This is a genomic window from Methylosarcina fibrata AML-C10, assembly GCF_000372865.1.
GTDB lineage: Bacteria > Pseudomonadota > Gammaproteobacteria > Methylococcales > Methylomonadaceae > Methylosarcina > Methylosarcina fibrata.
On record NZ_KB889965.1, the window covers coordinates 409,865 to 423,600 of the forward strand.

General features: G+C 58.1%; 16 protein-coding genes. 2 read left to right on the forward strand and 14 right to left on the reverse strand.

Going from position 1 to position 13,736, the window contains the following annotated elements; genetic code table 11:
* Positions 1-51: 51 nt before the first annotated feature.
* Genes A3OW_RS0102045 through A3OW_RS0102080 form a run of 8 tightly spaced genes read right to left on the reverse strand, consistent with a single transcriptional unit; the run spans position 52 to position 8,390 of the window.
* Positions 52-819 (reverse strand): M48 family metallopeptidase, encoded by a 768-nt coding sequence (locus A3OW_RS0102045; RefSeq protein WP_020561770.1) that lies wholly within the window; start codon positions 817-819, stop codon positions 52-54.
* Complete coding sequence (locus A3OW_RS0102050; RefSeq protein ID WP_020561771.1) at positions 820-3,873, reverse strand: type I restriction endonuclease subunit R; 3,054 nt, start codon at positions 3,871-3,873, stop codon at positions 820-822.
* A gap of 15 nt (positions 3,874-3,888) precedes the next feature.
* Positions 3,889-4,311, reverse strand: coding sequence for a putative toxin-antitoxin system toxin component, PIN family (locus tag A3OW_RS0102055; RefSeq protein WP_020561772.1), 423 nt, complete (start codon positions 4,309-4,311; stop codon positions 3,889-3,891).
* Positions 4,311-4,550, reverse strand: coding sequence for a hypothetical protein (locus A3OW_RS0102060; protein WP_020561773.1), 240 nt, complete (start codon positions 4,548-4,550; stop codon positions 4,311-4,313). The genes A3OW_RS0102055 and A3OW_RS0102060 overlap by 1 nt, the downstream gene beginning before the upstream one ends.
* A 9-nt stretch (positions 4,551-4,559) precedes the next feature.
* A complete protein-coding gene (locus A3OW_RS0102065) occupies positions 4,560-4,772 on the reverse strand; it encodes a hypothetical protein (protein WP_020561774.1) in 213 nt (70 codons plus the stop codon).
* A gap of 2 nt (positions 4,773-4,774) precedes the next feature.
* Positions 4,775-5,995, reverse strand: a complete 1,221-nt coding sequence (locus A3OW_RS26180) for a restriction endonuclease subunit S (protein WP_157385767.1) — start codon at positions 5,993-5,995, stop codon at positions 4,775-4,777.
* 32 nt (positions 5,996-6,027) lie between these two features.
* Positions 6,028-8,160: a type I restriction-modification system subunit M gene (locus A3OW_RS0102075; protein WP_020561776.1), complete on the reverse strand. Its 2,133-nt coding sequence runs from the start codon at positions 8,158-8,160 to the stop codon at positions 6,028-6,030.
* Between the two features lie 14 nt (positions 8,161-8,174).
* The gene (locus tag A3OW_RS0102080) at positions 8,175-8,390 is read right to left on the reverse strand and encodes a helix-turn-helix domain-containing protein (protein ID WP_020561777.1); all 216 of its coding nucleotides are present in this window, start codon (positions 8,388-8,390) and stop codon (positions 8,175-8,177) included.
* A 481-nt stretch (positions 8,391-8,871) separates the two neighbouring features.
* On the opposite strand from A3OW_RS0102080, the gene A3OW_RS0102085 reads away from it, so the two are divergent.
* Entirely contained in the window at positions 8,872-9,237 is a 366-nt protein-coding gene (locus tag A3OW_RS0102085) for a hypothetical protein (RefSeq protein WP_020561778.1), read from the forward strand.
* 695 nt (positions 9,238-9,932) lie between these two features.
* Here the strand turns inward: A3OW_RS0102085 and A3OW_RS0102095 are convergent.
* On the reverse strand, positions 9,933-10,283 hold the full coding sequence (locus A3OW_RS0102095; RefSeq protein WP_020561780.1) for a hypothetical protein: 351 nt from the start codon (positions 10,281-10,283) through the stop codon (positions 9,933-9,935).
* A complete protein-coding gene (locus A3OW_RS0102100; protein WP_157385768.1) occupies positions 10,280-10,558 on the reverse strand; it encodes a hypothetical protein in 279 nt (92 codons plus the stop codon). Before A3OW_RS0102100 ends, A3OW_RS0102095 begins: the two co-directional genes overlap by 4 nt.
* A 785-nt stretch (positions 10,559-11,343) precedes the next feature.
* Between A3OW_RS0102100 and A3OW_RS26790 the strand changes: the two genes are divergently transcribed.
* A protein-coding gene (locus tag A3OW_RS26790) for an IS630 family transposase (RefSeq protein WP_085984322.1) occupies positions 11,344-12,457 on the forward strand; the annotation gives its coding sequence in 2 pieces (ribosomal slippage) (positions 11,344-11,771 and positions 11,770-12,457; 1,116 coding nt in all).
* A 122-nt stretch (positions 12,458-12,579) separates the two neighbouring features.
* Here A3OW_RS26790 and A3OW_RS0102115 read toward each other — a convergent pair.
* Genes A3OW_RS0102115 through A3OW_RS0102125 form a run of 4 tightly spaced genes read right to left on the reverse strand, consistent with a single transcriptional unit; the run spans position 12,580 to position 13,709 of the window.
* Positions 12,580-12,759: a hypothetical protein gene (locus A3OW_RS0102115; protein ID WP_020561782.1), complete on the reverse strand. Its 180-nt coding sequence runs from the start codon at positions 12,757-12,759 to the stop codon at positions 12,580-12,582.
* Positions 12,756-13,055 carry a vWA domain-containing protein gene (locus tag A3OW_RS0102120; protein WP_020561783.1) on the reverse strand — a complete coding sequence of 100 codons (300 nt, stop codon included), beginning with the start codon at positions 13,053-13,055 and terminating at the stop codon, positions 12,756-12,758. The genes A3OW_RS0102115 and A3OW_RS0102120 overlap by 4 nt, the downstream gene beginning before the upstream one ends.
* 25 nt (positions 13,056-13,080) lie before the next feature.
* Entirely contained in the window at positions 13,081-13,314 is a 234-nt protein-coding gene (locus A3OW_RS27565) for a hypothetical protein (RefSeq protein ID WP_157385769.1), read from the reverse strand.
* Complete coding sequence (locus A3OW_RS0102125; RefSeq protein WP_020561784.1) at positions 13,311-13,709, reverse strand: DUF5681 domain-containing protein; 399 nt, start codon at positions 13,707-13,709, stop codon at positions 13,311-13,313. Before A3OW_RS0102125 ends, A3OW_RS27565 begins: the two co-directional genes overlap by 4 nt.
* Between the last annotated feature and the right edge of the window lie 27 nt (positions 13,710-13,736).

Genomic DNA, 13,736 nt, shown 5'->3' on the forward strand with positions numbered 1-13,736 from the left:
CGGTACTTCTGCGGCTACCGGTAACGCCTTTGGGCAAAATTACGTTCTTCATCAAACACCCTCCCTGCCAGCCTGCACCGGGTGCGCCCACGCAGGCACCTGTTTCCACGCATCCCGCATCCGGCCGTGCAGCAGGTCGGTTTGCGGCTCGAACTGGCGCAGGTGGGTCCAGAAGCGGCTGGTATGGTTGCGCTCCAGGGTGTGACACAGCTCGTGCATCAAGACATAGCGGACCATTTGGGGCGGCAGAAACAGCAGCTTGGCGTTCAGGCTGATCACGCCGCCGGTCGAGCAGCTACCCCAGCGGGTGCGCTGGTTTTTGATAATGACCCGGCTGAAACGCATGCCGCTTTCGGCCGCCATGGATTCCAGCCACGGCATCAATGTTTCCTTGGCGCGCCTGGCCAGCCAGCGGCGCAGGGCGGCCTTGCAGCGTTCACCGTCCGTTACCGCGCCATAGACCAGGATGCGCCCCTGTCGGTCGGTGCGCGCCCCGACGGTTTGGCTCTTGGTGATTTGGTATTCCACCCTCCAGGTTTCCGCCAGTGCGGGCAGGTCAAACGACTCGGGCCGGGCGGCTGGCTTATCGACCAGCAGATGCCGGACCTCCTCGAACTGGCCGAGTTTCGCCGCGATCCAGTCCCTCTTGCCGGTCACCAATTCGATCACCTGCCGCTCGTCGAGCCCTTTGGGCGCGATCACCGTCAGTCCCTCCCGCGCCGTCATCTTCAGGCGCAAGCTGCGGGCCTTGGCGGAAGGGCGGATCTCGTAGTCGAGTTGCCGTCCGTCAGGCAGGTCGAGTCGGGCGTGTCGGTTCATTTACGCGTCCTTGCCCTCCGGATTGTAGTGCTTGCGCTTGAGCACCTGCACCAGTTGGCCGATGAACTCCATGGCGTCGCCCGCCAGCAGCCCCAGCGCGGAAAAGCGTTGCGCGAGCAGCAGGAGCAGGGCCTTGGAGAGTTCCGGGTCGATTGAACTTACATTCCACCAGCCGGGGAAGCAGTGCTGATCGGCCTCTTCCAGGATGGCGGCGGCCACCTCGGCGGCCTGGGTCTCAGTCAGGGCGACGTTGCGGGCCTTGATCTTCAGCGCGAGTTGCTGACCGATGGGGCGCTTGGCTTCATCCACGGCTGAGCGCACCGCCTCTGTGAGGGATTCCAGTTCCTCGATCAGCGCGATGCCCGCAAGCGTCCCGGCCCGCTTTTCGTCGATGATGCGTTGCAATTTTTCTGACAGCGGCCGGAAAGACTCGTCCTGATCCAGACGGATGCGTAGCTCGGCGGTGAGCATTGCCTCGATGTCCAACGCCTTGGCATCGTGCTTCTTGTCCTTGAGCTTGGTCAGGAAATGCTCGTCCAGTACGTAGGTAGGGAACGCTTTTTCCAGTTCTTCCACGTCGATGTGCCGGCGGATCAGTTCCTTGGTACGAGCGGCATCCTGTTCCGTCGCCTCCAGGGCCGCGTCGGGATAGAACTTCTTGCGGTAGAGCATGTAAAGTTTGGTCAACCAGGCGTAGGGGCGCACATAATCGCGCAACTGTTCGTCCGGTTGCAGCGCCTCGTAGAGCACGCGCAGGTTGCGGTAGCCGGTATCGAAGCTTTTTTCCGCGCCTTCCTCGTCGCGCAGGATCTTCATGGCGGCGATGAAGGTCTCGTGCGACCCGTCACGCGGCACCGTCTCTTCGGGGAAGAGCGCCCACAGGGTATCGAACTGTCGGCGGAAGTGCTCGCGGATGCGCTCGAAAGGAAAGGCGACGTCGCCCAGCTCCTCGGGACGGTAGTTGAGCGCCTCGTTCAGGTGGTCGAAGATGCCGTAGTAATCGAGCACCAGGCCATGCCCCTTCAGCTCGTTGTAGGGGCGGTTCACCCGGGCGATGGTCTGCAGCAGCGTGTGGTCGCGCAGACTCTTGTCCAGATACAGCGCCTGCAGGATGGGGGCGTCGAAGCCGGTCAGCAGCATGTCGCAGACCACCAGCAGCTCCACCTTGCGTAGCGCCTTGTCCTGGTGTTCCGGCTGTTCGGATTGGGAAGGGATCAGGAACTCGTTGAGCAGCTTCTTGCGCCCGGCCTCGCCGAGATAGAGCGCCTTCACCGCGTCCGGGTCGTCCTTGGGCGCTTCGGAGATCACCGCCATCACCGCCTCATCTCCCAGCCGCGCCCGCAGGGCCTCGGTGTACAACCGCACCGTCTCCTTGTCTTTAGAGACCAGCATTGCCTTGAAGCCGTTGGGGCGCACATGCTCATTGAAGTGGGCCACCGCGTCGTCGGCGATCTGTTCGATCCGTTTGGGCAATTTCAGCAGCACATCCAGGGTGGACGACTGGTTCACCAACTTGTTCTGCTCCGCCTCGGGCAGGTGACCGAATTCGCGCTTGAAGGCGAGATCGAGCTTGGCCCCGTAGAGCTGCCAATCGGTCTTGCGCGGCTGCCAGTGAATCGGCTTGACCACGCCGTCGCGCAGGGCGTCGGTGACGGTGTAGGGGCGGCCCATGTAGCGCTCGATGGTGCCGTCGTCCTTCACCTGACCCCAGGCCACCGGGGTGTTGTGGTCGTCCTTCTCGATGGGGGTGCCGGTAAAACCGAACAGCGAGGCCCCGTCTACTGCCGCGCGCATGTAGGTGCCCAGTTCCCGCTCCTGGGTGCGGTGCGCCTCGTCGGCCATGACGATGACGTTCCGGCGCTGTTTGGTGACGTGCTTGGGCATCCCATCGAACAGGTGCACGGTGGTGAGGATTACCCCGCGGTAGTCGCCCGAAAGCTTCGCCTCCAGGTCGCGCTTGCTGGCCGCCACTTGAACGTTTTCGGTGCCGGTAGCCATCAGCTCGCGGTCCATCTGGTCGCCGAGCTGCTCCCGGTCCACCAGCAGGATCACCGTGGGCTGGTTCAGCTTCGGGTCCTCCCACAGGCTGCGGGCGGCGTAGATCATGGTCAGCGTCTTGCCCGAGCCTTGCGTGTGCCAGATCAGCCCTCGACGTTTTTCCGGCGGCAGGGTCAGGTCGGTGGCGCGGCCGAGGATGTCCTTCACCGCCAGGTACTGCTGGTAGCGCACCACCACCTTGTCGGTCTTGCCGTCCTTGGTGACGAAGACGATGAAGTGGCGGATGAAGTCGAGCATGTTGGCCCGGTCGAACAGGCCGTAGAGCGAGACCTTCATCTCGTCGAACTCGTCGATGCCGTGCGGCCAGGGATCGCGCCATTGCAGCCAGAATTGCAGGCGCCGCCCCGGCACGCCGTACATCATGCGGGTCTCGTTCACGCCCACGCCGTAGGCGTTGGTGTAGAAGAGCTGGTCGATTTCTTCCGAATACATTCCGAGCTGCCTGGCCCCCTCGCGCCAATCGGGCTTGTTGCGGCTGGCGGTCTTGGCCTCGATCACCACCACCGGAATGCCGTTGATCAAAAGGACAATATCCGGCCGCCGGGGCGAGTTGCCCTCCACCGGAAACTGATTGGTCACCCACCACGCATTGGCGTCGGGATGGTCGAAGTCGATCAGCCGCACGTCCTGGGCGTTTTCGGCAGGATCAAATTTGTAATTGACGCCGCTGCGCAGCCAGGCCAGCCACTGCCGATTGTCGCGGCAGGCGCGCAGCTTGGTGATGATGGCGTCCACCCGGGCTTCATCGGTGAGGATGGTGTTGTTGAGCTGTTTGAGCTTCTCCCGCAAAAGCGGCAGCAATAGCACCTCGCGCTCGTCCGGGCGCAGCTCGGACAGCTCTTCCCGGGAGCGGTAGGTCCAGCCCAGCGCCGGGGCTTGCAGATGCTCGATGATCTCCCGCTCGACGGTCGTCTCCTCGTTGAACAGTCGTGTGACGGCATAGGGAGTGGGCGGCTTTTCGACGCAATGGGTGTCCGTAAAACCGGGTTCCGTCATGGCGCGTCTCCTTGTCTATGCGTTGCCCAGTGTTTGAGGCGCGACAGCCTCGGCGAATTGCCTCACGCTGACAATTCGTGTTTGCAGCAGCGCCTGCGCCTCGCCGAAATCGCCATCCCCGGTAATCAGGTAATCCGCCTTGCCCGAGGCAGCACAGATCAGAAATGGCGCATCGTTCCGGTCACGCGGAAAGTCAAGCACGACTGTCGGCTGAATGATGCGGGTATCCGCAGCGAGTAATTCCAGCCACCAGGTCACCGTTGCTCTGGGGAGCGCGAATTTGGGCCTCTGAATCACCGTGCTGTACTCGGCCATCACGGCCGGTGTGACCAGCCATTCTACATCCGGATTACCCAGGCACCAGAGCAGAACCCGTTCCGGCAGGCGATCACGGATCACCGCTGACACCAGGACATTGGTGTCGATTATCACCCGCATTATTGTCCGCTCCGCTGAGCCTCGATCTCGGCGGCGATTTCTTCGTCGGTGATACTCTTGGCCTGCGGCAAGCTCTGTACATGGCGCATCAAAGCCTGCCAGCTTTCGACCCGCTCCTTGGGTTGGTGAGTCTGATCCACCACCAGCACCTCTAGCAGCGAGCCCTCGGGAAAGGGCAGCCCCTCCAGCACTACTCGGCCAGAGGCGTCGATCTGTACGTATGTTTTGTATGTATTCATAACGGTCTCCTAAATTTGGCGTCTGATATTGCGCTGCTCCCTTGAAGGGGTATCGATCACATCCACATCGGCAATGTTGAAGCGGGGGCGGCTGCGGGCCGACGCTTCCAAGTCAGCTTCGTCCAGCGGCCAGAGTATGAATTCGACGCGACGGTGGCGCATCTCTTCGGGTACGGGGATGGCGTCGGGCGCGTCTTCGAATATTTGGCGGATGGGTTGCATGATTATTCTCCTTGTGGGTGTTCAGAAAGTATAACACCGGGCGGAACGCGGATTTTGCCGGTGAGCAGGTTTTGCAGCAGGGATTTTTTGACTTGTTGGAGGGCTATCAACTTGTTTTCAGCAGATATAACTGCCTCTTTCGCAGCGGAAACAGTTTCGACTATTTCGTTTTGCTTGGTAGTGCCAGGGAGCAAGACAGGCAGAGACATGATGTCTCTGCGTTTGATCTTCACCATGCTGCCACTGGTACCACTAGCTCTCGACTTCAACCAACGCCTTGCATTGGAGCTTTGCAGAAGCATTTCCGCAAATTCAGGGGAAACAAGATCACGATTAACGCGAATCCTCATCATCAAATCAGGGTAGTAAGCAATTTCGGGATTGCCGATATATCGGCCTGACCGGCCCACAAGCTCGGGGGTGTTTGACCGGCTCACCAGAATATCGTCTACAACTAGCTTAAAGGGTAATAAACCCTCGTCCTCGATCGGTGCAGGCTTTATCCCTTGCTGGTTGAAACCGTCATCAGTCAGCGCATCCAACCCCAAGACCCAAGCCCCAGTCGGGTCTTGAGGGCACGTAGGGGAATATCCATTTCTTATTTTTTCATTAACAAGAGACGCAAAGGTGGTTTTGTCCCAGCCTGCACCTTTGGGAGGCTGGAGCAGTTCCGCAGTCAATGACCGTTTCAACTCCCGCGTCGCCTCCAACTCGGCCTTGGCCTTGGCGATGGCATCGTCGGCCAGCTTCAGCGCGGCGGCAATGCGGCGTTGTTCGTTGGGGTCGGTTGGCGCGGCAACGATGACCTGCTTGAGTTGTCTTGCGGTTATTGCCTCAAATGTCGAACCCTGCCCCAGCCGTTGAAAAGACTCCTTCCACCGATGCAAGCCGTAATAGAGAAAATCAGGGTTCATTCCTTTGGCAACCAAAGCGGCAAGTCCACGCCCAATCGCATAAGCCTGATCCGCCCTGTTCAGTTCACCAACGGGAGCGCGTACGCTCATCAGGGTTGAATTTGTTGGGGCAATTTTGTTTGGTGCCGTACACCAGAATTTTGTTATCGGAATTTCGTCGCCAAATTCCGTACAGCCTTGGAGAAAAGGCATTCCAACGCCTTTATCGTTGTATGTCTCAGAAGGTGGCGATTGACCGGCGACAACATTAATATGGTCGGTAAGTCTGTTAATAGACCAACCATTGGGCAACTCATGAAACTCAGGCATATCTGCCCATCTTGGCCAGCTCTTAACACTCATTATTGCAGCCCTGCCAACAGTTCATCGAGCTGCGACAGGACAGCAGCAGATTCATCTCGTGAAATTCTCAAATTTCTCACCGCATCCGGCAACGGCACCACCACCTCCGGCTCAAAGGTATCCACGTAACGCGGCAGATTGAGGTTGAACTCGTTCTCCTCGATCTCGGCCTGGTCCACCAGGGCGAAATAGCGCCGCGCCTCAATGGGATCGTTGCAGATGCGGCGCAGGTCGCCGGCGGCCTCGTTCAGGTGGGCGATCTCGCGCTCGGCGGCGAGGCGGATCTCCTGCTCGCGGCTGTCGCGCTCTTCCTGCAGCTTGTTCAGCTCCTTGATCGCCTTGTTAAGCTGCTTCAGATGCGTCTTGATGGCGTCAACGAGCTGCTTGCGGGCAGCGGCGTACGCGGTCTTGTCGGTCCTCGTCCCCGGCCCCTCTCCCGGGGGGAGAGGGGCGTCGGTCTTGAGTGGGGCGAGGGGATGAAACCATTTATGTTCGGATGATACCGCCTCGTCCACGGCTTTCACCTTCAGATCCAGCGCGTCGAGTTCGGCCCGTTCGGCCATGAGCTTGGCCAGCGGCGCGAGCACCGGGCCGAAGGCGTCCTCGACGTCGGCCAGGCGCTGGTCGCGGTGCTCCTCCACCTCGCGGATCAGTTGCGCGGCGTGGCTGTCCACCAGGGCCTTGGCCTGCGCCAGGTCGCCGAAGGCACGCCAGGGCACCAGGATGCGCATCAGGTCCGAGGGGCGCAGCAGGTTCTGCGGGTTGGCTTTCTGGAAGTGGCGCGAGGCCCAGATCATCAGAGTCTTGCCCTTGCGCGCCTCCGGTTTGTTCTTGTTCAAGAGCAGCAGGCAGGCGGGCACGCCGTTGCCGTAAAAGAGCTTGGAAGGCAGCACCACGATGCATTCGATCAGGTCCGCCTCCACGAAGCCGCGCCGGATCACGTATTCGGCATCGGCCTTCTGGTTCTGGCCGTCCTCTTCCTCGGTCTGTTCCGGCTGGCCGCGAAACAGCACGCCCTGGGACATGACCACCATCCCCTTGCCGGACTCGCCGGTTTCCGGGTCGAGGTCCTTCAGCGATTTGGCGATCTGCTGCAGCCAGGCCCAGTCGCCGTTGGAGGCGGGCGGCATGCCGAAGGCGAGGCGGCCGAATTTGTCACCGCTTGCCACCGTGTCGTGGCCCCAGTCCTCCAGCGAGAAAGGGGGATTCATGATGATGCGGTCGAACTGCTTGAGGCGGTTGGCGGAAGTCAGGTGGCGCGGGTCGCGCAAACTATCGCCCTGCTTGTGCTCCCACACCGGCACGCCGTGCAGGATCATGTTGATGCGCGAGATGTTGTAGGTGGCGACGTTGGACTCCTGGCCGTGCAGAAAAAGCCGGCGCACGTCGCCGCCGTGCTTCTTCACGTAGCGGATGCACTGGAGCAACAGGCCGCCGGAGCCGCTGGCCCAGTCGCAGATGCTCATGCCTGCTTTCGGCTCCAGCATCTCGGACATCAGAAAGCCCACCTCGGCCGGGGTGTAGAACTCGCCGCTGGATTTACCCGCCTTGCTGGCGAAGTTGCGGATCAGGTACTCGTAGGCGTTGCCGAACAGATCGTCGGAAACGTGGGCGCGGTCGAAGGTCTGGCTGCCGAAATGGTTGATCAGGTTGACCAGCTTGTCGCGGGGCAGTTCGTCCTGCTTGTTGAAATCGATCTTGCCGGTGAGGATGCCGTCGAAATTGTTCTGCCGGTGAGCGTTGGCCCGCTCGATGGCGAGCATGGCGTCGTTCAGCGCCTGGCCGAGTTGGCCCTTGGCGGTGCGGGCGACCTTGGTCCAGTCCGCCGCCTCGGGGACGATGAAATGGTGGTTCTGCGGATCGCGGGCCAGTTGCAGCGCCTGCTCCTGGGGCACGCCCGCCTTGATCAGGGTTTCGGCCTGGGTGCGGACCTCCTCCTCGTAGCAGTCGTTGATGCGCTTGTAGAACAGCAGGGCGAACACATAACCGCGAAATTCGGAATGGTCGGCGTTGCCGCGCAGGATGTCGGCGGCCTTGTCGAGATAACTCTCCAGCTCGCTCTGGGTCATGCGCCGGGTGGGGCGCACCACGATGGGCGCTTCAAGCGTGGCGAGAAGTTCGGTCAGATTCATGAAGTCTTCATTCCTTATTGTTTGCCGCCGGGGCTGCTGTTGCCGGGTTCCGCCGCGCCGCCGGACTCGATCCAGGCGTCCACCTGGCTTTTCTTGAACTTCCAGAGGCGGCCCATGCGGTGCGCGGGCATGCCATGTCTGTCGATCCATTTGTACACGGTGTCGTTGCTGACCCCGAGGTATTTGCAGATCTCGGTTATCGACAACCAGCGGTCTTCCATCTCGTTCATGCTCAAAACTCCGCAGGCGTTTTGGTTTGCGGCCACGTCCCGCCAGAGGCGAAATGGGCGATCGCTGGACGCGCCTCTCCCAGGTTAAAAATCAAATATACAAAGGGTATTCGTGCGAAGTCAAACGATCTTTGCCGATTCAAGCCGAATATATGCGAATTCAATCGACGCCATGTGTCGCAAGTCAGCTTGGCCGATTGATCGGTGAGAGGTGCGGCCGAGATTTTTTACGGCCGGTCCCGACACAGTAAGTTAGGGAATAACCCACAATAAGGAGCGATCGATCACGAGCATCAACGACTTGTTTGACGGAATCCCTCTCCGCCAACGCTTCGGGGACAAGTCATGAAGAGTATCAACCAGTTTGCCGAAGGCTGCTCTCGCACGTCCTTTGCTTTGCGGCATTCAAACGCCCCTATTCATCTGATCGCCGTGTAGTGGCTGCCGGAAAAAATGTAAGAAACCGGACGAGACCCGGAGAATGAGGGTACGACCCGGAGGGAATAATAGCCACGAGGCCGGTACGTCAGGACGCGAAGCCGAGGGCGTAGCGCAATGCGGAGATTTTTCCATCGAAGGAGAAACGGTGTACGACGGATTTCCCGAGACGGGTGTGATTTGGGTGGTAATATCGACACGCGCCGCTTCTGCGCATCCCTACGCCCACGGCATACCGTACATCCTGTGCATAAAAGCGACGCAAATCGCTGACAATACGCAGAAAAAGAAAACCCGCCCAATAACCGGATGCGGTTATTGGGCGGGTTTTCTTTTTGAATTGGTGGAGGCGGCGACTACCGAAAAATCCGTTGAACGCCTTTATTTTCAATGTTTATCGTTTTTGTAATTTCAATGTTACCATCAAAGTTACCGTCAGTCGGTTAAGGCTACCCCCAAAAAGCGATTTCATCGCCGCCATCCATCTCACTCCCGCAATTCCTACCGGTTCCGGCATTCCCCCATGCAGTGGCCCGGTCGATTGTTTCCTATCTGGAGCATAATAAATTCCTTAGCATGATTTCGTGCCAACTCTATGAAAGACAAGTCAGACGTGCATTACAAGACGGCATGATATTTGCTATAGGTGTTGTTTCCTGAAAGTAGCATATCACTGCATTGCCCCGATCCGATCAGCGCCAGCATGGGCATGGTGTCCGGGCAGGTTAAAACGCCAGGCACAAAAAGCCCTGCTGATTTCGGTCTAGTCTCGTGCAGGAAAGTCGAAGCATCGGGGATTGCAACAAGGCGATGGTTCGATCATCCGGAGAGTAAAAACCTTTACCGTTCTGTTTTAACGGTTTTGAATCCTTCCGGCTTTTGGTTTATAGTGCCCTTATGCCCGCCATCGTTTCGGACGTTGAGGCCGTCGGCAGCGTGTTCCAAAACACGCTGAGCATCGGCAGTGGCGGGATACTTCCTCATCGATAGCGCTGCCAAATCCTTGCGTTTCACCACTGGCACCCCGCGGGGGGCCGGCAGGATAAAAACGCCAGGCATAAAAAAGCCCGGACTGGCCGGGCTTTGGGTTGCGGTAGTTTTTACCTATCGGCGGTGGGGATGCATAGGGGGAACTTCGGAAGTCGGTCGCCTTTCGGTCTCCCGGTAATGCGCTGCGTCGCCGGCAATTTCGATCAATGCGGCTATCGTATCGATCTGATAAGACAGACTCCATAACATCACAGCCGTGGCGCTCTCGGTCGGCAGTGCGCTTTTTTCGGTGCTGTTGAACATGACGGCCAGCGCGTCCAGACTTTCGGATATGTTTTCGGCTTCCATTTTCGCAAACTCGTTCAAGCCGTCGAACCATTTCAATTGATCAGGTGGCAGCGTGTCGACGGCATTATCCCATAATCTGCGCAAAGCGTTGGCGGTGGTAGAAACGTTTCTATTCATTGAGCATCTTCCTTGCCGGCCTTGCTTGCGTCAAAGTGCGCTCTGATAATGGCTTTCATATCGTCGATCATGAAGAGGACGGCATCGATGGTTTCCTGAATGTTTTCGTCACTCATTCTGCCGTCGCCTTCGAATTGGAAAAACAGCGAGTTTAATACCCCATGAGCATGGCAGGCGGTCAGGTTGAAGGCATCCTGAACGTAAAGAGCATCATGGGCTTGAGTCACATCGAAACGATGCGGGAATAGATTGTTCTCTGGCGTGGGTTTAGTCATTGCGGTAACTCCAAGTATTAGGATGAACCGCCGCCCATGTTTTCGACGGCATGGGGGACGGACTTAAATGGGGTCGAAAACCGCTACTTGGAACGGCCAGCGCCGAACGCTGCCCAAATAAGCCCGCCATAACAGGACACACGGCAAACCGCCGCGCTGAATGACGTGCATAAAAAAGCCGCAAGGGTTGCGGCGCTCATCGCCAAGTAAAAACGGGTTTCGACGCCCGGCCCTGATGGTTGCAGGGCATCGAAAGAGTACGGGAAGGCGGTCTATTGTGTCAAGCTCCCTGCTGTCTTAAACCTGCGGCTGTCCCTTCGAGCGGGACGTCTTGAAAAACTATAGAAATGGCGGAGCCCGATGGTATCTCCGGGTCCACATCTGAAGAATCAGACAGCATACGCCGGCCTGCATCGGGCTCGGAAGTGAGTCTAAAGCAAATGCTTCCTACATTCAATCCGTTCCATGCATTGCTTGAGATTTCGAGCCGCTGTCCGAAAGAAGAGCCGAATCGCCCCAAGTCCTACGGCAGGAGTTTGGAATCACCGCCGTAGATACTGCCCAAGGCGTGTTGGCACATGAGAGTCGGAGCGATTCGGCGAAAAACAGTTTAATCCCGTCGGCATCTTCTGTAAATGAAAGAGACTGCCTGAACCGGAGTATTTTGTATTAAACTGATCTTGCTGGCGGCAAGGCTAGTAGTCAGTCAATTTAAATCAAAAGGATATATTGGGCTTGTAAGTCACTCTATAGTGGCATTGATGGTTACTGATTGAGGTCAAGCAATGCCAGCTCTTAAATACAAAGTCAATCTGACTGAAGACGAAAAGCGTGGCTTGGAAGCCATGATCAACAAAGGAAAAGCCGCGGCACGCCATCTGACACGCGCGCGAATTTTATTAAAAGCGGCAGCGGGTATTCAGGATAAAGACATTATCCAAGCTTTGGGTGTCTCGGAATCAATGGTGTTGACGACGCGCCAACGGTGTGTGGAAGAAGGCCCGGAAGCCGCCCTGAAAGAACGCCCCCGTCCAGGACGTGCCCCAAAACTGACGGAGAAGCAGGCCGCCCATATTATCGCCTTGGCTTGTAGTGAGGCGCCGACAGGGCATGATCACTGGACCTTGCGGTTGTTGGCGGACAAAGTGGTGGAATTAGCGTATGCCGACCGTTGCAGCTATGAAACCATCCGTCAGCTTTTAAAAAAACACTCTCAAACCCTGGCAGAAGCAAGAGTGGTGCATTCCCGAGGTGAGTGCTGAATTTGTCGCGGCGATGGAAGACGTGCTGGACCTTTATGAAGAACCCTACGATCCGTTGCGCCCGGTTGTGTGTTTCGACGAAAGTCCGAAGCAACTCATTGCGGAAGTCCGCCAACCTCTCCCGCCTGAGCCCGGTCAACCGGCCCGCTATGACACCGGCTATGAACGGAAAGGCGTCTGCGATTTGATGATGATCTGCGAACCTAAACGCGGTTTTCGGCAGGTGGACATCACCGCGCGGCGGACCAAAATCGAATTCGCGCACAGCATGAAGCATATCGCTGAACTTTATCCGGACGCGGCGGTGATCCGGGTGGTGCTGGACAATCTGAATACCCATAAAATGGCGTCTTTGTATGAAGCCTTTCCAGCAGAGCAAGCCCGTGAATTGGCGCGACGGCTGGAGTTCCACTACACGCCCAAGCATGGCAGTTGGCTAAACATCGCTGAGATCGAACTGGCCGTCTTGTCGAACATGTGTTTATCACAGCGGATACCGGACACAGAGAGCCTCCGGCGTGAGGTCGAAGCCAATATCCTACCGCGCAACACCAAGGCGACGCCCGTCAATTGGCGATTTACGACGCAACAGGCACGACGTAAACTGGCTCGCCTGTATCCTTGTGTTTCTTCGTGACTGACTACTAGCGGTGTCATCCTTGTCAGCAATCCCGGCAGTGTCTGTCCTGGTGCCGGGGCCAGCCGCGTCTGCATAGAGTCTTCCCGCACGGTGGCAGTAAGTCCTCTGCCGCACGCGCTCTACGTCTCGGGATCGCTCACGCCCGTTTCAATCAATAACACGCGCCCGGTAGGGTTTCGTCCGGTTTCCTCCTGATACCGCTGCATGGCTTCCGCTTCGGTTTCGTCAGGACGGACGACGATGAGAGTCAACCCGTTATTGCCGCCTTCCAGTTTGTCCAATCTTGTCTTGATGCTCATGTTCTATACTCCATTGCGCTCAGTGCGGCTTTCGCCAGTGTCACCCATGCCGGGTTGTTGTTCTCGGCTATGATCCGTTCGCATTCGGTTTTCTGTTCGGCGGCCCGTGTCTGCTCGACCGCCTCCCGGATGCGCCGGACTTCTTCCGCCGGCACGCCGTCCGCCAGCAACTGCCGGTAATCGGCTTCTTCTTGACGGGCTGCTTCCTGTAGCCGTTGCAGTTCCAGGGCAGCATTGATCATCGCCCCGCCGCCGTGTTGGGCTTCCAGTTTTTGAATCCGCGTCTTGACGCTCATTGCTTGACCTCCAGCGACTCCCGCTCTATTCATAGCAACCTGAGCACACTCGCAACAAAGACCGCGTTACCCGGGCTTCCATTGAATCCGGCGGGTACTTGGCAAGATCGGCCTCCAGTTCTTCCCGTGTGTGTAAAGGCTCTGGTTTTGAGCCGTTCCGTGCTCGTCCTCGTGCAAGCGCTTCTTCCAATCGATCGGCAATACTGCCGCTGCTCCTTTTTTGGGTTTCCAGTTTAATCAGTCTGGTTTTGATGCTCATTGCTTCGCCTCCAGGGCTTCGATTCGCTTGGTCAGTTCATCCACTTCGATGATTTTCGATTGCGCCGCCAGCGCCGTTATGAGCTGGCTGCCGATGTCCGGCGGTATCTGCCCGGCCAGAGTCGCCCGAATAATTTCCCCGCCTTGTTCCGCCAGGGAACCATTGACCGGCAGACTGACCGGCAGCGCTTGCGGCTTCAACGGCGGGCATACCCGGTCGATCAAGACCTTGGCCGCGGCCACGTCTCCGGCCTTGGCCTGTTCGACCAGTTGCGCCAGAATCTCGGGCATGGCGTCGGCAATGGCCTTTCGTAGTTTCGTCGCCGGGGTCTTGTCTTTGGGTCGGCCGTTCGGATTTCCCGTTTGGCCAGGCTTGAATAAGTGGTCTTTGCTCACTGTTTACAATCTGTTTGTTTCAGACAA